This is a genomic window from Paraburkholderia sp. BL18I3N2 (genome assembly GCF_003001875.1).
Classification (GTDB): Bacteria; Pseudomonadota; Gammaproteobacteria; order Burkholderiales; family Burkholderiaceae; genus Paraburkholderia; species Paraburkholderia phytofirmans.
Genome location: NZ_PVNC01000001.1, coordinates 902,100 through 921,385, shown reverse-complemented (window position 1 = coordinate 921,385; position 19,286 = coordinate 902,100). Strand labels below are relative to the sequence as shown.

General features: G+C 63.5%; 17 protein-coding genes. 9 read left to right on the top strand and 8 right to left on the bottom strand.

Annotation, left to right across the window (positions count from 1 at the left end; all coding sequences use genetic code 11):
- Window positions 1–17: 17 nt before the first annotated feature.
- The 5 genes from B0G75_RS04210 to B0G75_RS04190 all read right to left on the bottom strand — a co-directional run bounded on the left by B0G75_RS04210 (window position 18) and on the right by B0G75_RS04190 (window position 5,780).
- Window positions 18–671 (bottom strand): DUF2894 domain-containing protein, encoded by a 654-nt coding sequence (locus B0G75_RS04210; RefSeq protein ID WP_106300875.1) that lies wholly within the window; start codon window positions 669–671, stop codon window positions 18–20.
- Entirely contained in the window at window positions 664–1,311 is a 648-nt protein-coding gene (locus tag B0G75_RS04205) for an OmpA family protein (RefSeq protein ID WP_012426375.1), read from the bottom strand. Before B0G75_RS04205 ends, B0G75_RS04210 begins: the two co-directional genes overlap by 8 nt.
- Complete coding sequence (locus tag B0G75_RS04200) at window positions 1,308–3,926, bottom strand: DUF802 domain-containing protein (RefSeq protein ID WP_106300873.1); 2,619 nt, start codon at window positions 3,924–3,926, stop codon at window positions 1,308–1,310. The genes B0G75_RS04205 and B0G75_RS04200 overlap by 4 nt, the downstream gene beginning before the upstream one ends.
- Before the next feature lie 10 nt (window positions 3,927–3,936).
- Window positions 3,937–4,728 (bottom strand): DUF3348 domain-containing protein, encoded by a 792-nt coding sequence (locus B0G75_RS04195; RefSeq protein WP_106300871.1) that lies wholly within the window; start codon window positions 4,726–4,728, stop codon window positions 3,937–3,939.
- 89 nt (window positions 4,729–4,817) lie between these two features.
- The gene (locus B0G75_RS04190; protein WP_106300869.1) at window positions 4,818–5,780 is read right to left on the bottom strand and encodes an aromatic alcohol reductase; all 963 of its coding nucleotides are present in this window, start codon (window positions 5,778–5,780) and stop codon (window positions 4,818–4,820) included.
- A gap of 280 nt (window positions 5,781–6,060) precedes the next feature.
- Here B0G75_RS04190 and B0G75_RS04185 point away from each other — a divergent pair, with 280 nt between their 5' ends.
- Both B0G75_RS04185 and B0G75_RS04180 read left to right on the top strand, forming a co-directional pair.
- Entirely contained in the window at window positions 6,061–6,972 is a 912-nt protein-coding gene (locus tag B0G75_RS04185) for a LysR family transcriptional regulator (protein ID WP_106300867.1), read from the top strand.
- A 5-nt stretch (window positions 6,973–6,977) separates the two neighbouring features.
- The gene (locus B0G75_RS04180; protein WP_106300865.1) at window positions 6,978–8,222 is read left to right on the top strand and encodes an FAD-binding oxidoreductase; all 1,245 of its coding nucleotides are present in this window, start codon (window positions 6,978–6,980) and stop codon (window positions 8,220–8,222) included.
- Between the two features lie 73 nt (window positions 8,223–8,295).
- Here the strand turns inward: B0G75_RS04180 and mctP are convergent, their stop codons facing one another.
- Window positions 8,296–9,777: a monocarboxylate uptake permease MctP gene (mctP, locus tag B0G75_RS04175; protein WP_106300863.1), complete on the bottom strand. Its 1,482-nt coding sequence runs from the start codon at window positions 9,775–9,777 to the stop codon at window positions 8,296–8,298.
- Window positions 9,774–9,971, bottom strand: coding sequence for a DUF3311 domain-containing protein (locus tag B0G75_RS04170; RefSeq protein ID WP_012426370.1), 198 nt, complete (start codon window positions 9,969–9,971; stop codon window positions 9,774–9,776). The genes mctP and B0G75_RS04170 overlap by 4 nt, the downstream gene beginning before the upstream one ends.
- Window positions 9,972–10,227: 256 nt before the next feature.
- Between B0G75_RS04170 and B0G75_RS04165 the strand changes: the two genes are divergently transcribed.
- The 7 genes from B0G75_RS04165 (at window position 10,228) to B0G75_RS04135 (ending at window position 17,884) form a co-directional block, all read left to right on the top strand.
- Entirely contained in the window at window positions 10,228–11,637 is a 1,410-nt protein-coding gene (locus tag B0G75_RS04165; RefSeq protein WP_106300861.1) for a cache domain-containing protein, read from the top strand.
- A 2-nt stretch (window positions 11,638–11,639) separates the two neighbouring features.
- Window positions 11,640–12,287, top strand: coding sequence for a response regulator transcription factor (locus B0G75_RS04160; protein ID WP_106300859.1), 648 nt, complete (start codon window positions 11,640–11,642; stop codon window positions 12,285–12,287).
- Between the two features lie 109 nt (window positions 12,288–12,396).
- Window positions 12,397–12,945, top strand: coding sequence for a hypothetical protein (locus tag B0G75_RS04155; protein WP_106300857.1), 549 nt, complete (start codon window positions 12,397–12,399; stop codon window positions 12,943–12,945).
- Window positions 12,946–13,103: 158 nt separating this feature from the next.
- Complete coding sequence (locus B0G75_RS04150) at window positions 13,104–15,050, top strand: arylsulfatase (protein WP_106300855.1); 1,947 nt, start codon at window positions 13,104–13,106, stop codon at window positions 15,048–15,050.
- A gap of 7 nt (window positions 15,051–15,057) precedes the next feature.
- Entirely contained in the window at window positions 15,058–16,143 is a 1,086-nt protein-coding gene (locus B0G75_RS04145) for a formylglycine-generating enzyme family protein (RefSeq protein WP_106300853.1), read from the top strand.
- 44 nt (window positions 16,144–16,187) lie between these two features.
- Window positions 16,188–16,934 (top strand): MetQ/NlpA family lipoprotein, encoded by a 747-nt coding sequence (locus B0G75_RS04140; RefSeq protein ID WP_374956874.1) that lies wholly within the window; start codon window positions 16,188–16,190, stop codon window positions 16,932–16,934.
- Window positions 16,928–17,884: a hypothetical protein gene (locus tag B0G75_RS04135; protein WP_374956870.1), complete on the top strand. Its 957-nt coding sequence runs from the start codon at window positions 16,928–16,930 to the stop codon at window positions 17,882–17,884. The genes B0G75_RS04140 and B0G75_RS04135 overlap by 7 nt, the downstream gene beginning before the upstream one ends.
- A gap of 12 nt (window positions 17,885–17,896) precedes the next feature.
- Here B0G75_RS04135 and cls read toward each other — a convergent pair whose 3' ends face one another.
- A complete protein-coding gene (gene cls / locus B0G75_RS04130; protein ID WP_106300849.1) occupies window positions 17,897–19,159 on the bottom strand; it encodes a cardiolipin synthase in 1,263 nt (420 codons plus the stop codon).
- Window positions 19,160–19,286 lie beyond the last annotated feature (127 nt).

The following is a 19,286-nucleotide window of genomic DNA, read 5'->3' as shown; positions in this document are numbered from 1 at the left end:
TTCCGGCGCATATCGCATTAACGTGCTTTGCCGCGAGCGCTCTTGCCGGTGCTGGCGGCGCGAGGCGCGTCTTTACCGGCGGGCGCGGCGCCACCGTTTATCTGCTCCATCCACGACAAGGCATCGACGTAGGTCAGAAACTGCTTGAGGTAGCCCGGCGAAACTTCGCGCATGAGCGAGAGCGCCCGATGCACGAGGCTGCTCGAGTTAAGCGGACCGGCGTTGCCCGGCACCTGTTCCAGCGACTGCCGCATCTGCTTTTCCGTGCGGACCTTCGACCAGACTTCCCGGAAGTACTCGAGCGCGGGCAGTTCGGGATATGAAGCGGCGCGCGGCAAACCGACCGCCGCGGGCACATGATCCTGACTCGCGATGTAGTCGACGAGGCTCTTCAGCGTTGCGTGCGTGGGCTCGTCGGCGGCTTGGGCACCAGTTTGATTAGCCGAAGCGGCCGCGGCGCGCTCGATATGCCCGGCGTAAGCGTCCAGCAGGGCGGATAGCCTTTCGTCCAGAATCCGCCGCGCTTCGCCGCTGTGACCGGTTGCACGCCGTTCGAGCGCGTCGATGAAATGGAAGCGGACAGGATCGAGCCGATCGTCGCCGCGCTCGCGCCATGCATCGAGCGTCGTTCGGGCTCCGCTTGCCAGATCGTTATCGCCGTCGTTACTCACGAGGCTTCACCGCTGCAGTCGATGGCCGAGGCACCGGTGCTATTTCCACGCGCCGGTTTTTGGCGCGTCCTTGCTCGTCGGTATTCGAGCTTACAGGCTGACCGGAGCCGAACGCAGCCGCAAACAGTGACGACGCGGGCACGCCGTCGTCGATCAGCGCGCGCGTCACCGTCAACGCGCGCTGTGCCGACAATTCCCAGTTGTCGGCGAAACGGCGGTTGCCTTCGCGCAGACGCTGGTCGTCGGTAAAGCCGCTCACCATCAGGATTTCGTCATTGGCGCCGAGATACGCGGACAGCGGCCCGGCCAGACTCTTCAGCAGATCACGGCCCTGCGGCTGCAACTGATCCGAGTTCAGCGCGAACAGCACATTGCCGCTGATGCCGATGCGCCCGTTCACGAGCGTCACGCGCCCAGCCGCGAGCGGACCCGCCAGCGCCTGCTCCAGCGTCTTGCGGCGCTGCGTTTCCAGCTGACGCTGCTTGACCTCCTGCTCCAGCTTGCTCGACAACTCCAGTTGCACGCCGATCACGCCCACGAGGATCAGCACGAAAGCGCCCAGCAGCACCGACATCAGGTCGCCGAAAACCGGCCAGATCGGCGCGACCTGCTCCACGCCGCCGTCGATGTCCTCGCTCATGCCGCTTCAGCTCCCGCCGACGCGCGCCGGCTGGCGAGTTGCTGCAGGTCTTCGACGATCTGCTTCTGCGACATCACGCTCAGATCGATCACTTCCCGCGCCTGCGCCACGTAGTAAGCAAGCTGTTCGTCGCTGCGCGCGAGGGATTTGTCGAGCGCGGTTTCGATGCGTTGCAGGTGCGCCACCAGCTTGTCGTTCGACTCGCCGAACACTTGCACGGCGGTGCCGAACGCTTCGCCGAGACTTGCCACTTCGACGGCGCTGCCGGTGACTTGCGCGGCCACCGAGCCCAGCTTGCCGGTTTCGAGTTCGATCTTGTCGGTGAAGCGCGTGCCCGCGCGTTCCAGCAAATCCGCCGACGTGGCGACGAGCGCGTCGACCGCCGTGCGCTGCTCGGTGGATGCGTGATTGACGGCGTCGAGCAGGGTTTCCAGCGTTTCCAGCAAGCGGCTGCGCTCCTCGAGCATCGCGGTATCGCGGACCATGCTGTCGGAGAGTTTCTGACGCAGTTCGGCGACGACTTCGGCTGCGGCCTTCGGCGCTTCCGAAGCGGCTTGCACGAGTCGGCCGATCTCGGCGATCGTCTCGCTGGCGTGCGCCTGTGTCTGGGCGGAGATGTCTCGCGCGGTTAGCGCCAGTGCCTCGCAAATTTCCTGCTGACGGCTCGCGGTACGTGCGCCCGCTTGCTCCCATTCCGCGCTCAAGGTGTTGGCCATTGCGCCGAGCGCTTCGGTCCAGGCGGCCAGACGCTGCTGATCGCGCGAGGCCAGTTCGGCCTGCAGATTTGCCGCGGCCTTCGGCGCTTCCGCAGCGGCCTGCACGAGGCGGTCGATTTCGGCAATCGTATTGCTCGCGTGCGCCTGCGTTTGGGCCGAAATATCGCGTGCCGTCTGCGCCAGCGCCTCGCAGATTTCCTGCTGACGACTCGCGGTTTGCGCGCCCGACTGCGCCCATTCCTTGCTCAACGTGGCGGCCATCGCGCCGAGCGTCTCGGTCCAGGCGGCCAGACGCTGCTGGTCCCGCGAGGCCAATTCAGCCTGCAGGTTCGCCGCCGCTTTCGGCGCTTCGGCTGCGGCCTCGACGAGCCTGTCGATCTCCGCAATCGTGTTGCGGGCGTGCGCTTGCGTCTGTGCCGAAATATCGCGTGCCGTCTGCGCCAGCGTCTCGCAGATTTCCTGCTGACGACTCGCGGTCTGCGCGCCCGACTGTTCCCACGCCTTGCTCAAGGCCGCCGCCATCGCACCGAGCGTCTCGGTCCAGGCGGCGAGCCGGTGTTCATCCTTCGACGCCAGCTCGGTCTGCAAGTCCGCGTGCGACTGACCCACGCCACGCAGCAGCGACGCCGCGTGCTGCTCGAAAGTCGCGGCGGCCGCCGCCAACGCCTGCTGGTTGTTCGCCGCGAGCTTTTCGCCCGCGCTCTCCTGACGCGCCAGCGCCTCGTTCCAGGCCTGCGAGACATTGCCCGCCGTGCTCTCCAGCCGCGCGGAAATGCCGTCCAGCAGACCGGCCGAGCGTTGCTCGAAAGTGTCGGTGAAGCGATCCAGCGAGGCGCGCAGATGCTGCGCCAGTTCCTCGCTCGAACTCTGATGTCCCGCCAATGCCTTGTTCCAGATATCCGCGACGGTCGTGGTGGTCGTTTCGAAGCCGCTCGACAGGCCGTCCAGTTGCCGCTGCACGGCGTGCGTGACGGTGTCGTGCAACGCCGCCGTCTCGCGCGCGAGGCCGGCCATCGTGGCTTGCATGACCGGTTGCAGCGCCGCGCCGGCGGCGCGCGTGCTGTCCGCCACGCTCTCCTTCAACGACTGCTCGACCGAACTCGCGAGGCGCGTATAAGCGGCCTCGGCCCTGCCGTGGAAAGCCTCCTGGCTGGCGATCTGCCGCTCGTTCAAGGCGAGGCTCTGTTGCTCGATGGCCGACATCATCGTCTGCAGACGGTCGACCAGCGTGGGCATCACCTCGGACTGACGCTGCAGGAGCCTGAAGGCCTCTTCGCGCTGATGACTCTGCGAGTAGATGCGCAGGGTCGTCGCGATCCTCACGTCGAGCATCTGCGCGGCTAGCAGGCGCTCGCGCCGGCACAGCGCGGACAGCAGCCCTAGCATCGCGGAGGTCGCCACGCCCGCAATCGAGGTGCCGAACGCAAAGCCCAAACCTTTGACCGGCGCGGCGAGCGAAGCGCGGATCGCCTGCAGGTCGGTCGCGCTTTCCAGCGCCATGCCGGTGCCGCGCAAGGTCACCACCATGCCGAGCAACGTGCCGAGCATGCCCAGCAGCACCAGCAAGCCGACCAGGTAAGGCGTGAGCGCCGGACCCGGCAAGGCCACCCGCTCGCCCTCGACGCGCAGGCGCGCCGCCTGGCGCAGGCTCGGATGCAAGGGCTCGAGCCATGTGCCGAGGCTGGGCGGCGGCCCGGTCAGCCCGGCGACCGCCTGCGTCAGCGTGGCGGTCGCCTGGTTGTAGCGGTGCAGCTCGAGCGAACCCGCCAGATAGCACACGCCGATCAATAAAGTGACGGCCAGTGCCAGCGGGTTCGAACCGAGGTAGCCGGCGGCGATCCAGCACACAGCGGCCAGACCTGCCAAAAACACAACGAGATCAATACGATATCTGGACATAGTGTCCCAGTTAGCTGGCGCGAAGGGCGGCGAGCAACCCTTCGACCGGTTGTAAACGAATATCCAGTTCGGCAAGCAACACGCTCTGCATGTCCTTGCGGAACACATTCAGCCATGCGCCGGGTGCGAGCGCCGCTGCGTTGCTGGCGATGTTGCTGTCGGTGTCGCCAGTGGCTTCGTCCGACGCTTCGGCGGCAGCCAGCGCCGCCAGCTCGGCCGCGCGCAAGCGCTCGAAGTGCCCAGCCAGCAGTGCGGGTATGGCGGCCAGCAGGTTGCGCTCGCGCTCGCTCAGTGCGCGCTCCATCACCGCGTCCACCACGGCGAGCCGCGCCATGGCGGGCGTTCTGGTGGCCAGCATGCCCCGCAAGCGGCCACGCAGGTTGCCGATCGCCATTTCCATCGACTGCTGGATGGAGAGGTAGCGTTGACGGAACACCGCGTAATCGGCCGCCGGTTCCGCCGGCGCGCTCTGCAACGACGCATGCGCGGATGCGCGTGCGGGTCCGCGCCGCCTGTCGGCCGCGAACACGCTATCGCCCGTGATGGTCTTCGCCAGCGAACTGCGCGCGCGGACGTACTCCGATTCTTCAGCGCTGCCGAACCCGCGCGTGCCGGCGGAAACCGCGGGCGGATTGCCGTTCAGTACCGAGGACAGCGCAATGGCGTCGGTCCAGCCGAGCCATTGGCTGAGCCGGTCCGAGAGCGATTGCCTGGATTCGGGAACATCGACATCCGCGAGGCGTGCCAGTAGGCGAATGAGCGCCGGGCCGCTGAGGGCGGTGCGCTGGGGGGCTTGCAACATACCACCGGAGGCAAAAAAGTCGCCAGTTTACACGCTGTCGACGCCTGGACGGCTGCAAGTCGATTCGCGGGCCGTGCGCGAGGCGCATTTTACTTGAGCGGCTCGCTTACAAAAAGCGACCCACCCTCGCGCGCCAGAAGGTTCTCGCGCATCCACTGCTCCATGCTGCAAACCGCGATGCCGCGCCGCCCGTTGAAGGTACGCTCCTTGTCCCACGACACGCCCGCGCCTTGCGCGAACACCACGCGGTACTTTCTGACCGCGCTATCGGGCTCCTTGGCCAGCTCGCCTTGCAGTTGCGGCACGCTCCATTCGACGCGGCGTACCTGACGCCCGAGCACCGCATCGACCGCGTCCGCCAGTTGCCGGTAAGTCACCGTGTCGCCGGCAACGAACACGACCTCGTCCGCGATACGCGGTTCGGCGAACGCGATCTCCGCGGTGAGCCTGCCGATGTCGTCGGCTGTGGTGACCGTCACCGCGTTGTCCCAATTGCCGAGCGCGTGAACCGTGTCCTGCACCAGATCCACCACGCCGAAGGACGGCTCGAACAGAAAGCTCGTGAACATGCCGGTCGACACGATCACCCATTCGGTTCGATCTTGCGCGCGCAACAGGTCGCGCACGTCGAGCTGTTCGTCGAACAGATCCTGTGCGCTGCCGCGGCCGATAACGTCGTAGTCCACCCCGAACTGCCAGGGGAAATAACGCTCGACGCCGGCCTCGAGCACGGCACGCGCGATCTTCAGCTGCACGCCTTTTCCGCCGACGAACCCCGTGCAGGAGATGACCGTATCGAAGCGCCGGAACAGCGCGGCGAGCGAGGCTTCGGACTGCCCGGCCAGATCGCCCGGCACGAGTTCGATGGAAAGCGAACGCAGTTCGGCGAGGTCCTTCTGTTTGGCGGTATCGCTCGATTGCAGAGTCGACGGGCGCAGCAGCACCGCAACCGAGACACCCGGCGACGAAGCGGCCCGCCGCGCGAGACTGCGCAATACGGCCATGCCGAGTTCACCGGCGCCGAGAACGAGAATGGATTGAGTGTGCGACATGGTGTGACCTTTTCGAAGTTCGTTGGATAGATTCGGTTTTTGCTTTCGGCTGCCACCGGTAACACGCTGCCGCGCAGTCGGTGCGGGCAGACATCAAGCGGACGTTCTGGAGTCTAGGCACGCAAGCCGTTGCCATTGTTCGCTCTCACGGAATTGAGAAAGCACCCGCGTCGAACCAGCCTGCTCGGATCGGATAAAGCGGACGACTCCATGTAAGATGAACGCCCGCCCCGACGCGCCTGCGGACGGCGCCGCGCGAACCCGGACAGGTGCCCCGCTCATGGACAAACTTCAAGCGATGACGACCTTCGTGCGCATCGTCGAGGCTCAGAGCTTCAGCAAGGCCGCGGAAACGCTTTCGCTGCCGCGTTCGTCGGTCACTACGATGATCAAGAATCTGGAGCAGGAGCTAGGCGCCGCCCTGCTCCGGCGCAGCACCCGCACGCTCAGCCTCACCGATGCGGGCGAGCGTTACTACGCGTCCTGCCGGACGATTCTCGCGGAAATCACGCGCGTGGAAAGCGAGTTATCCGCCGACGCAGCGACCCCGCGCGGTCGTGTCCGCGCGGACATGCCGGGAGTCATCGGGCGCGCGATGGTGTTGCCACGGCTGCGTGAGTTCGAGCAGCGCTTTCCCGGCATCGAACTCGTGCTCGGCCTGAGCGACCGGCCCGCGGATCTGATCTACGACGGCATTGATTGCGTGATCCGCACCGGCGAACTGGCGGATTCGAGCCTGATCGCGCGACGGCTCGGAGAACTGAGCTGGATCACGTGCGCAGCGCCGCGATATTTGAAAGAATATGGCGAACCCGAAAGCGTGAGCGCGCTCAACGAGCACCGTGCGATCAACTACATCTCGAACGCGACCGGCAGGCCGCTGGACTGGCGCTTTCACGTACAAGGCGAAGATCTCACGATGACCATGCCGAGCCGCTTTGCGGTGAATGAAACAGAGGCCTATCTGCAATGCGGCCTTGAAGGATTGGGATTGATTCAGCTCTCGGAGTTCGTCGCGCTGCCGTATCTGAAATCAGGACGTCTGAAAGAAGTGCTCGCCGCTGCGCGATCATCGGCGGTACCTGTTTCAATTGTCTATCCGCATGGCAGGAACGCGAGCGGCGCGACCCGAACGTTTGTCGACTGGATCGCGGAACTCTTCGAACAAAGCGACTTCAAGCGAGGCCTATAAGCAGAATGAAATTCGATACCGTTGTGCTCGGGGCGGGCATTGTCGGCGTGTGCATTGCCGTCCATCTGCAGAAACGCGGCCGTCAGGTCGCGCTGGTCGATCGCAAGCTGCCCGGCAACGAGACCTCGTTCGGCAACGCCGGGCTGATCCAGCGCGAAGGCGTTTATCCCTACGCGTTTCCTCGCGGGCTCGGCACGTTGCTGCGGTATGCGCGCAACCAGTCGCCCGACGTTCGCTATCATGCCGACGCGATCGTCAAGACCGCGCCATTTCTCTGGCAGTACTGGCGCAACTCTCACCCAACGCGGCACGCCGCCATTGCGAAGTCGTACGCGACGCTAATCGAGCATTGCGTAAGCGAGCACCGCGCGCTCGCCGCCGACGCCGGCGCGAGCGCGCTATTACGCCCTATCGGCTGGATAAAAGTGTTTCGCACCGCAGCGGCTCGCGACGCGGAAACCGGGCTCGCCGAACGGTGGCATCGCGAATATGAAGTCGAGTTCGAAGCGCTCGACGCCGCCCGCCTGCAACAGCTGGAGCCCGACCTCGACAAGAGCTTGCTGGGCGGCCTGCGCTATCCGGAATCCGATTCGGTGAGCGACCCGAACGCGCTCGTCACCGCTTACGCCAGATATTTCGAAGCACTCGGCGGCCGCTTTTTTATTGGCGATGCGGATACGCTGCGCGATGGCTGGCAAGTCGACACGGACGCGGGAACGATCTCCGCTTCATCCGCGGTCGTGGCGTTGGGGCCGTGGTCGGAGCGTGCGAGTGCGCGCCTCGGTTACCGCCTGCCTCTCGCCGTAAAACGCGGCTATCACATGCACTATGCAGCACAGGGCACGGCGCGCCTGAATCATCCGGTGCTCGACGCGGAAGGCGGCTACCTGCTGGCGCCGATGGCGCGTGGCATCCGCTTGACGACGGGGGCGGAAATCGCGGATCTCGAAGCGCCCAAAACACCGGCGCAACTCGCCGCGGTCGAGCCGGTTGCCCGCACGCTGTTCCCCCTGGGCAAGCGTCTCGATGACGAACCCTGGATGGGCCGGCGCCCTTGTACAGCGGACATGCTGCCGATCATCGGCCCCGCGAAAAAACATCCGGGCTTGTGGTTCGCATTCGGCCACGCGCATCACGGGCTGACGCTGGGTCCGGTAACCGGGCGGCTGATCGCCGAAATGATGACGGGCGAAGCAACGCTCGTGGATCCGCGGCCGTTCAGCGTGGAACGGTTCGCACGGCACGGTTAGCGCTTCGGAGCGCAACAAAAAAACGCCGCGGACAACAAGCTCCGCGGCGTTCCTTTACCTCGACATCGATCGTTCAGGCCGTGGCCACCACCCTACGCGGCGACAGAACCGACACGGCGAAGCTCACGACGATATTGACCGTCAGTGCGATCAGCCCGATATACACCGGATAGACCGCATCGCCGAGATGCAGGGCGAACACCGGCTTGAGGCCTTGCGAAATTGCCAGCCCGGTTCCGAGCACGATCCCGGCCAGCCAGCCGAGGAACAGGCCCGGCGTATTCAAACGGCGCGTGTACAACGAGAACACGATTGCCGGGAAAATCTGCAGAATCCACACGCCGCCCAGCAGTTGCAGGTCGATCGCGTACTGCGTCGGCAGGAACACGATGAACAGCAGCGCGCCGAACTTCACGACCAGCGAGACGATCTTCGCCGTGGAAGCCTCGCCTTCCGGCGAGATATTCGGCGAAACGAGCGGACGCCACAAATTGCGCGTGAACAGATTGGCCGCACCGATCGACATGATCGCCGCGGGCACCAACGCGCTGATTGCAATCGCCGCCGCCGCGAAGCCCACGAACCACGACGGGAACAGCGTGTTGAACAGCGCCGGCACCATGTCCGAAGCCGACTTCACATGCACGCCGGCCGCAATCGCCATATAGCCGAGCAACGCGATCAGACCCAGCAGCAACGTGTACGCCGGCAGGAAGATCGCATTCTTGCGCACCGTATTCGCCGACGAGGACGACAGCACCGCCGTCATCGTATGCGGATACATGAACGCCGCCAGCGCCGAGCCCAAAGCCAGCGATGCATACGCGGTGAACTGCGTCGGCTTCAGAATGATGCCGGTCGCGCCGCCCTTGGCCTTGAAATACGTATCGGCCGCGTCGAACACATGCGCGTAGCCGCCGAGCTTGGCCGGGATCAGCCACACCGCCGCGATCACGACGATGTAGATCATGATGTCCTTGACGAACGCGATCATCGCCGGCGCGCGCAGGCCGCTGGCATACGTATACAACGCGAGAATCACGAAGGCGACGATCAGCGGCATTTCGCCGGTCACGCCGAGCCCCTTGATCACGACCTGCATGCCCACCAGCTGCAGCGCGATATACGGCATGGTCGCGACAATGCCGGTAATCGCGATGGCCGCCGGAAACCACTTGCCGCCGTATTCGCCTTGCACGTAGTCCGCTGCCGTGATGTGGTTTTTCGCGTGAGCGATCTTCCACAGTTTCGGCATCACCGCAAACACGAACGGATAAACGATGATCGTGTACGGCAAGGCAAAAAAGCCATATGCACCGACCGAATAGACCAGCGCGGGCACGGCGATCACCGTATAGGCGGTATAGAAGTCGCCGCCCACGAGGAACCATGAAATGACCGTGCCGAACTGGCGGCCGCCGAGGCCCCACTCGTGCAATTGCGTCAGGTCGCCCCGTTTCCAGCGCGCGGCAAAGAAGCCAATCACGGTGACGAGAACGAAGAATGCGATAAAGACGGTCATCGCAACCGGATTCACGGGATTGACGTCGCTCATTTGACACCTCGGTACACGGCGTAAATCAGTAGCGAGGTCAACGGCACCCACAAGAACTGATACCAGTAAAAGAAAGGAAAGCCCGCGAACGACGGACGCGTGTCGTTATAAAACGGCAGCCACAGCAATGCGATATATGGGAGCAGCAGGATCAGCCATAGCCATGAACGGCCGGCGGGTTGGGATGTCTCCACAATCATCTCCTAAGTCTATTATTGACACCACGCGCCACGACTTGTGGTCCGGCACGCGGAAACCGGTAGCGGGTATGAGCCGGCAAACCGGGGTGCTTATTACGCCGCGCCAGGCGCGCGACGGTGGGCGCAGCCGCCTGCAAGGCGCACTATGCCGTGGGGATGTAGTATTCGCCTTCGTGAGCGTCCTCACAAGCGCGCAACTACGTAAGCCGGCTACGTAGTACTACGTAGCCGGTCAGCGGTCTTTTCAACGATGAAACTCAAAGCCAAGATTGTCCTGCTGGCGATCGTGCCCTTTCTGGCCGCCATCGCGAGCATCGAAGTCGGTGTGCAACGGCAGGCCACGGCGCTCGCCGAGACGCAACACGCGACCACGCAGGCCGCGTATATGGCCAGCAAGGAGATCGAGCTCAAGCATTACGTCGAGCTTGCCACCACCGCGATCGCGCCGCTCTATGACGCCGGCCAGGATAATGCGCGCGACGACGCGACGCTGCGCGCACGCGCGCTCGACGTGCTGCAGAAAATGGACTTCGGCAAGGACGGTTATTTCTTCGTCTACGACATGCATGGCCGTTCGTTGATGCATCCGCGCGAACCCGACCTCGTCGGGCGCGACCTGTGGGAATTGCGCGATCCGCAAGGCACGCTGACTATCCAGCAACTGCTCGCCGCGGCCTCGCGCGGCGGCGGCTATGTGCGCTACCTGTGGCATCGTCCGTCGACGGGCAAGGTGGCGTCGAAACTCGGCTACGTGGTGCCGTTGGAGCGCTGGGGCTGGATGATCGGCACCGGCATCTATCTCGACGACGTGGATAACACGCTCGCGCATATCGACGAACGCGCGGCCGCCAACATCGATCGTACGATGAAATGGATCGACGCGATCGCCGTAGCCGGACTCGCCGTGATCGCGCTGTGCGCGCTCGTGCTCAACGTCACCGAATATCGCAGCGCGGACGCCAAGCTGAAGCGGCTCGCGCAGCAGGTAGTGGAGTCGCAGGAAAACGAACGGGCGCGCCTGTCGCGTGAACTGCACGACGGCATCAGCCAGATGATGGTCTCCGTGAAGCTGCTGCTCGAATCCGCGCTGGCGCGCTTCGAGCGCAGCGAAGTGCGCGTGCCCGCCGCGGAGGCCGCACTCACCACCAGTCTCACGCGGCTCGGCGACACGTTGCGCGAAGTGCGGCGCATTTCTCACGCGCTGCGTCCGTCGATGCTGGACGATCTCGGCGTGGCAGCCGCGCTGGAACAACTCTCGCGCGAACTGAGCGAGCAGTCGGGCGTCGAGATCGGCTTCACGCAGATCGCGCACACGCACGCCGCGGCTTTGCCGGATGCGGTCAACACCGTGCTGTTCCGGATCGCCCAGGAAGCGCTGACGAATATCGTGCGCCACGCGCAGGCGACGAACGCGGCGCTCGCGCTGGAAATATCGAACGACGCCGTCACGCTGAACATCGCGGACAACGGGCGCGGCTTCGACGTGACGCATGCGTTCGTCGGCCGGCGCTCGGGCGTGGGTCTGCGCAATATGCGCGAACGGCTCGAAGCGCTGGGCGGCACACTGTCGCTCAGTTCACAAGCCGGCCACACTCTCGTCACCGCGCGTGTGCCACTGGGATCGACCGAGCCGACATTGCCGGCCTTGCAGGAAACCTGACCATGAACGACGCCTCACCCGCTGTTGCCCGTCTGATTCTCGTCGACGATCATCCGCTCGTGCGCGACGGTTTGCGCGCGCGGCTCGAAGCGGTGCGCCACCTCGAAGTGGTCGGCGAAGCCGGCAATGCGCAGGAAGCGCTCGCCCTCGCCGCGAGCGCGGAACCGCATCTCGTGCTGATGGATGTCGGCATGAACGGAATGAACGGCATCGCGCTGGCCGGCATGTTTCACGAGCGCTTCCCGGCGATTCGCGTGCTCATGCTGTCGATGCACGACAATCTCGAGTACGTGACCCAGGCGGTGCGCGCGGGCGCGAGCGGCTACGTGCTGAAGGACTCGCCTTCCACCGAAATCATCCAGGCAATTGGCGCGGTGCTCGAAGGCAAACAGTTTTTCAGCGCGGGACTCGGCGCACGTCTGATCCAGGCTTCGGCGATGCAGTCGCCCGTCGAACGGCTCACGCCACGCGAGCGCGACATTCTCGACGCGCTTGCGGAAGGCTTGTCGAGCAAACAGATTGCTCAGCGCAACGATCTCTCCGTGCGTACGGTGGAAACGCATCGGCTGAATCTGAAACGCAAGCTCGATATCGAAGGTCAGGCCGAGTTGATCAAGTTCGCGGTCGAGAACCGGCGGACGAACCGGTGAAAACCTGACTGACGCGGATCGGCGATCCGTCGCATAATCGGCGCTGCAGCCACTCAAACCACTGCTATCGTTCCGTCTACTCAACGCCCGACACCTGGAGCTGATGAGGATGAAACGCTCGACCCCATTGCGGCTAGCGAGTCTGCTGATCTGTTTCGGCGTTACTGCTATTCACGCCCATGCCGAACCGGCGCGCGTCAATCGCGGTCACGACCCGTTCTTTCAGATCTCCAAAGCGATCAGCGATTGTCCGGTGCCATTGGGGCCGCTCGAAACCGAGAAAGAATGGCTCGACGACAGCCATTACCGGATCGAACGCGGCAATAGTTGCTGGGTGGAAGGCCGCTGCCGTTTATCGAACGCCTATCTGTACGACGCGGAAATCGCCGAGGCCGTACAGCGTCGACTCACCAACATCAATTTCGCCACGCACTGGCGCGAACAGTCGACGCTCTGGCTGACTCTGCAACGCCGTTTCATTTATGTGGAAGGCTGCGTCGCGCCGGGCTTCGACAAGCAGAGCTTCCTCACCGAGCTCGCGAAAACCGCGGACGTCGAGCGTGTGATCGACGGCACCGTCACCAATCCGCGCGCCGCACAGCTCCCCTACAAAACGCGTGCGAACCCGGACAAGCCGGTGCTCGATCCAGGCAACTAGACCTACGCTTAGAGGCTAAAAGCGGCGCTTGGCTGATACCCGATATCACGCCGCAACGCCTATATCGGCAATCGAACATAGCAACGCAGAAATCGAACTTTGGGCGTTCTGGCGTCATTGCTACCATCGGCGACCCGACATATCCGGTCCGCACAACAATGACAACACAACGATCGCAGCGCCCTTCTCTTCGTCTTGGCATGATCGGCGCCGCCGTCGCCAGTCTCGTCGCCCTCGCCTCCTGCGGCGACGACAATCTGCCCGGCCCGACGCCCACACCCGTAGTCGCCCAGAAACGCCCGAACATTCTGTACATCATGGCCGACGACCTCGGCTATTCCGACATTCACGCGTTCGGCGGCGAAATCAACACGCCCAACCTCGACGCGCTGGTGCAATCGGGCCGCATCCTGACGAATCACCATACGGGCACCGTCTGCGCGATCACGCGTTCCATGTTGATCTCCGGCACCGATCACCATCTGGTCGGCGAAGGCACCATGGGTGTGCCGACCGATGAGCGCAAAGGACTGCCGGGTTACGAGGGCTATCTGAACGACCGCGCGCTCTCCGTTGCGCAACTGCTGAAGGACGGTGGCTATCACACGTATATGGCCGGCAAGTGGCATATCGGCTCGGGCATTGTCGGCAGCACGACGGGCGGCGGACAGACGCCCGACCAATGGGGCTTCGAACATAGCTATGCCTTGCTCGGCGGCGCCGCGACCAACCACTTCGCGCACGAACCGGCGAACTCGCATAACTACACCGAAGACGGCAAATACGTGCAGCCCGGTCAGCCGGGACAACCGGGCGGGGCGGGCGGCAGCCCCGCGGCGTTCTATTCGACCGACTTTTACACGCAGCGCCTGATCTCGTACATCGATTCGAACAAGGGCGACGGCAAACCGTTCTTCGCATACGCGGCCTACACGTCGCCGCATTGGCCGCTGCAAGTACCCGAACCTTATCTGCACAACTACGCCGGCAAATACGACGCCGGTTACGACGCGATCCGCAACGCGCGCATTGCGCGGCAAAAAGCGCTCGGCATTATTCCGAACGACTTCGTGCCGTACGGCGGTGCATCGGAAACACTCGTCGCTACCGCGGCCACGGCGAACAACGGCACGGTGAACGCGAAGTACGTGAGCGCCATGCATAGCGCGGCGCAAGGCTATACGGACTACGGCCCCGGCACGGTGAACAAGACGTGGGCAAGTCTCTCACCCGCCGAGAAGAAAGCCCAGGCGCGTTATATGGAAATCTACGCGGGCATGGTCGAAAACCTCGATCACAACATCGGGCTGCTGATCCAGCATCTGAAGGATATCGGCGAGTACGACAATACCTTCATCATGTTCCAGTCGGACAACGGCGCGGAAGGCTGGCCGATCGACTCCGGCGCCGACCCGAGCGCGACCGACACCGCCAATGCCGCCGACCCGGTTTACTCGACACTCGGCACCGACAACGGCAAGCAGAACGCGCAACGTCTGCAATACGGTTTGCGCTGGGCCGAAGTCAGCGCCACGCCGTTCCGCCTGACCAAGGGCTACTCGGGCGAAGGGGGCGTGTCCACGCCGTTGATCGTCCATCTGCCTGGTCAGAGCACGCAGAAACCGACGCTGCGCGACTTCACGCACGTGACCGACAATACCGCGACGTTCCTCGCCGTCGCACAGGTTTCGCCGCCCACGCAGGCCGCGCCGCCGCTCATCAATTCGCTGACCGGCGTCGATCAGAACAAGGGCAAGGTGGTCTATAACAATCGCTACGTGTATCCGGTCACCGGGCAGTCGCTGCTGCCGCTGTTGAACGATCAGGCGACGAGCGCGGTGCACACCGCATCGTTCGGCGACGAAGCCTATGGCCGCGGCTATCTGCGCAGCGCCGACGGCCGCTGGAAAGCGTTGTGGACGGAACCGCCGCTCGGTCCCGTGGACGGCCACTGGCAACTGTTCGATATGAGCGCCGACCGTGGCGAAACACAGGACGTGTCGACGCAGAATCCCTCGGTGATCGACGGTCTCGTGCAACAGTGGAACAACTATATGAGCAGCGTCGGCGGCGTCGAACCGTTGCGTCCGCGCGGTTACTACTGAGCACGCAATGACCGTCAGATTCAAGTTGAAGAGCAACGCGGCGCTCTACGGCGCTTACGCGGCGATCGCCACAGTCGCGTTCGCCGCCGCTTTTACCGCCGCGACGGCCGCTTCGGCGGTCTTTGGCGGCGGTGCCAAACAAGGCGCGTTCGATGAACTCAACACGTCGCGCCCGTTGGCCGCGCTCGGCTCCGAGCAGCAATGCGAGCGCTACGCCGGTCTGCCAGCGCGTTGGCGCGACGACCCGAAAGCCGGCACGGTGCATCTGCACGGCGGCGACTTCGTATTCGGCAGCAAGCTCGGCTACGAAGACGAGCGTCCGGCCGGCGACGGCAAGACCCGCGTGGCCGGTTTCTGGATTGATCAGACCGATGTGACGAATGCGCAGTTCGCGGCGTTCGTGAAAGCGACGGGCTATGTCAGCGATTCGGAGCGCCAGGGTGGCGCCGTGGTGTTTCACACTCCGACACGCGACGAGATGAACGCACGCGATCTCGCCTGGTGGACATGGGTGAAAGGCGCAGCGTGGAATCATCCCACCGGGCCGGGCAGCACGCTCGAAGGCCGCCTGAATCAGCCGGTGACGATGGTCACGCAAGCCGACGCGCTCGCCTACGCGCGCTGGCTCGGCCGCGATCTGCCCACCGAGGCCGAGTGGGAATACGCGGGCAAAGCAGGCCGCGAAGGCGCGGACCTCGACACCGCGCCGCGCGACGGACACGGCAAGCCGAGCGCGAATTACTGGCAAGGCGTGTTTCCCGTGCTCAACACGAATGAGGACGGTCACGTCGGTCTCGCGCCCGTCGGCTGCTATGCCGCCAATGACTTCAAGCTCTACGACATGATCGGCAATGCATGGGAATGGACCAAGGATGTCTACACGGGTCCGCACCAGTCGCACACCAATGGCGACACCGCGGCGGTCGCGCCGCTCAGCCGCAAACACGACACGCCGATGGTCATCAAAGGCGGTTCGTTTCTATGCTCGCGCGACTATTGCGTGCGCTATCGGGCGGCGTCGCGCGAACAGCAGGAAGCGGATTTGCCGGCGTCGCATATCGGTTTTCGCACGGTGTTGAGGGATGCGTCATGAAGGCTCGGCGATTCGCGACGGCCGTGCTGCTCGTTGCCGCTTCGATGTTCCAGCACGTGCAAGCCGCCGCGCCGCAAGTCATCAAAGTGGGGGTAAGTGCGGGCGCGCATGCCGAGATCATGGACGAAGTGCGCCGCGTCGCGGCCAGCCGCGGACTCACGCTCGACGTGGTCGTATTCGATCATTCCGAGCGTATCGACGCCGCGCTCGCCGCGAAACAGATCGATGCGGCGAGTTTCGAAGACGAGCCACGCTTCGAAGCACAGCGCAAACAACACGACTTTCCGTTGACGAGCGTCGCCACCACCGTGACGTTTCCCATCGCCTTGTACTCGCGCAAACTGACCAACCTCGGCCAGTTGCGACGCGGCGCGACGATCGCGATCCCCAACGACCGGGAGGGGACTGCGCGCGCCCTGATCCTGCTGCAGAACTTCACGCTGCTGACGTTCAGGGACTCGGCGGGCCTGCATGCGACGCTCGCCGACATTACGAGCAACCGGCTGAATCTGCAGATCCGCCTGGTGCCGCGCGCACGTCTGTTCGACGCGTTGAACAGCGTGGCCTTCGCCGTGATCGATAGCGACGACGCGGCGCACGCGGGTCTTTACCCGGCGCGCGACAGCCTCGGCCTCGAAGATGCGCGCTCGCCCTACGCCAACGTGTTGACGGTGCGCGATGTCGACCGCACTCAGTCTTGGGTTGCGCAACTGGTGGCCGCCTATCATTCGGACGACGTCGCGCATTTCATCTTGACGCGCTATCAGGACTCGGTGCGCCGGCCTTGGTGACCGCTTTCTCGTTCGCGTGCACGGCGTGCGGCAAATGCTGCAATAGTCCGCCGGCCATGGCGTTACCTGAGTTGTTCCGGCATCGCGACCGGTTCATCGGCTGCCTCGCGATCGGCCGCGTGCCGCGCAGGCGCGTGGGTGAGCGCGTGCACGTCGGCCAGCATGAAGCCGTGCTCGACGAGGCCGATATCGCCGCCTTCGATTCGATCGCGGACACCTTGCTCTATCGAGCCGGCGAAACCTTCAGCATCATGACGCAGGGCTACGATTACCCTTCACTTGCACGCTGCCCCGCGCTCGCTGGCGACGGACGCTGCGCCATCCATCTGAATGGCAAGCCGGTCACGTGCGAAGTGGTGCCGCTCGATCCGCTCGTGCCGGATGCATTGCAACATCTGGTTCTCGCCGGCCGGAATCAGAGCGCCTCGTACCTCGGCGCCGATTGCATTCAGGAAGGTGAACGCGCGGATGCTCCGCTACTGACCGCAGAAGGCGAGATAAAAGACGCGAATGCGAGGGACGCTTTGGCGCGTCGCCGCCGCGCACTCGAAAGAGAACGTGAAGTGTGGGGCCGTGCCGTATTCGAATCGCTGCGCAAAGACCTATTCGACTCGCCCGCCGCATTGGCGCGCATTCCGCCCGGCGGCTTTCTGACGATCTCGATCGTGCCGGCGTTATTGGCCGTAGCAAGTACTTCCGCGCGTCGCCGACAGTTATGTCTCGACTATATCGACAGTCAACTCGCGCTGATCGATCGCAGTATCGAGCAAGCGCTCTTGCGACGCCGCCTGGAAGATCGTGCGGTGACACAGGAATTGCGCGGATTCGCACAGGCGTATCAACGTGCAAAAGCGCTTCTCGGCACACCGCTTCCTGCCATGGAAATGGAGAGCAGCGCGCCCGCTTCTCTGTCATCGATCGAAGCCTATCTCTCCGGCGCACATCGATAATCTGAAGATTCGTCAGAGCTGCGTATCCAGCAGCGGGACAAACTTTTCGATCAGCTTTTCCGTAAACGGCCGATGCATCCATGCTTCGAGCGTGATCTGTTGCGACTTCTTTATATCGTCGGCGAAAACAGCGGTTTGCTGCCTGGCGAAGTCACGGTCGTAGATGTTCAGATTCGCTTCGTCGTTGAGCTTGAACGAACGGTTATCGAAATTGGTCGAGCCGACTGACACCAGGTATTCGTCCACCACCAGCAATTTGCAGTGAAACATGGTCGGCTGATACTCGTACATTTCCACGCCGGCTCTGAGCAGATCGCCCCAGCAGGCGCGCGATGCTTCCCGCACGGTATGCGTGTCGATCCTTTTTCCGGGCATGATGATCCGCACTTTCACGCCGCGTTTCGCCGCCTCCACGATGGCATTGATGGTCAGCTTGTCGGGAACGAAATAGGCACTCGCCAGATGAATGGAATGCGTGGCCGCCGTGATCGCCATCAGATACATTAATTGCATGTCGTCGCTGCCGCCTGAGGGCGAACTGCTGAACATATGCGCGAGGCCGTCGCCCATTGGCTCGACATCCGGAAAATAGCTGGGACCGTGCAGCACATTGCCCGTTGCTTTGACCCAGTTGTCCATGAATACGGCCTGCATATGGCCGACGACCGGACCCTCCACGCGGAAATGCGTATCGCGCCAATGCTTTTCATTCTGTGCGTGGCCGGTCCACTCCGGCGCGATACCCACACCGCCCGTAAAGCCGATATGCCCGTCGATCACCAGCAGCTTGCGGTGCGTGCGATCGTTCATACGGCCGAGGCCGGTCCAATGGGGCTTGTGATACTGAATCACTTCCGCGCCGGCATCGCGAAGCAGATTCAAATAGCGCTTATCCATTTTCGACGAACCGACCCAGTCGAGCAGCACATGCACCGCGATGCCCTCGCGCGCTTTATCCGCGAGTGCCTGCGCGATCTGCTGGCCAATCTCGCCGGACCAATAGATAAAGGTTTCAAATGTAATTGTTCGACGTGCGGAACGGATGCCCTCCAGCATCGATGGAAAAATGCGGTCGCCGTTCAACAGCATCTCAAAGCGATTGCCGGAAATGACCGGCGGCCCGAGCAACAAACCCATTGAGCGAAGGAATTGTGGATCGTCGCTCGCGTATAGGCGTTCGATCTTATGCTCGATCTTCTTCTCGCCGCTCGATAAATTGGCAATCACCAGGATGATGACGAGCGTGACGAAAGCAGTAATCGGAATCGTCAGCATGCGTAGCCTCGATGCTAATCGGCGGGACGCGTCGCATGCGCGTCCTGCGGTTGACGAACACTCCGGACCTCGGCCCGGCTTTTACGACTAACGCAGGACGCACGGCGCGTGCCCATTGCAGGCCCGC

Coding starts and splice junctions, on each gene's coding strand:
- B0G75_RS04150 (WP_106300855.1), top strand. CDS start 13,104: ATGACAACACAACGATCGCAGCGCCCTTCTCTTCGTCTTGGCATGATC.
- B0G75_RS04180 (WP_106300865.1), top strand. CDS start 6,978: ATGAAATTCGATACCGTTGTGCTCGGGGCGGGCATTGTCGGCGTGTGC.
- B0G75_RS04195 (WP_106300871.1), bottom strand. CDS start 4,728: ATGTTGCAAGCCCCCCAGCGCACCGCCCTCAGCGGCCCGGCGCTCATT.
- B0G75_RS04205 (WP_012426375.1), bottom strand. CDS start 1,311: ATGAGCGAGGACATCGACGGCGGCGTGGAGCAGGTCGCGCCGATCTGG.
- B0G75_RS04185 (WP_106300867.1), top strand. CDS start 6,061: ATGGACAAACTTCAAGCGATGACGACCTTCGTGCGCATCGTCGAGGCT.
- B0G75_RS04165 (WP_106300861.1), top strand. CDS start 10,228: ATGAAACTCAAAGCCAAGATTGTCCTGCTGGCGATCGTGCCCTTTCTG.
- cls (WP_106300849.1), bottom strand. CDS start 19,159: ATGCTGACGATTCCGATTACTGCTTTCGTCACGCTCGTCATCATCCTG.
- B0G75_RS04200 (WP_106300873.1), bottom strand. CDS start 3,926: ATGTCCAGATATCGTATTGATCTCGTTGTGTTTTTGGCAGGTCTGGCC.
- mctP (WP_106300863.1), bottom strand. CDS start 9,777: ATGAGCGACGTCAATCCCGTGAATCCGGTTGCGATGACCGTCTTTATC.
- B0G75_RS04160 (WP_106300859.1), top strand. CDS start 11,640: ATGAACGACGCCTCACCCGCTGTTGCCCGTCTGATTCTCGTCGACGAT.
- B0G75_RS04145 (WP_106300853.1), top strand. CDS start 15,058: ATGACCGTCAGATTCAAGTTGAAGAGCAACGCGGCGCTCTACGGCGCT.
- B0G75_RS04190 (WP_106300869.1), bottom strand. CDS start 5,780: ATGTCGCACACTCAATCCATTCTCGTTCTCGGCGCCGGTGAACTCGGC.
- B0G75_RS04140 (WP_374956874.1), top strand. CDS start 16,188: ATGTTCCAGCACGTGCAAGCCGCCGCGCCGCAAGTCATCAAAGTGGGG.
- B0G75_RS04155 (WP_106300857.1), top strand. CDS start 12,397: ATGAAACGCTCGACCCCATTGCGGCTAGCGAGTCTGCTGATCTGTTTC.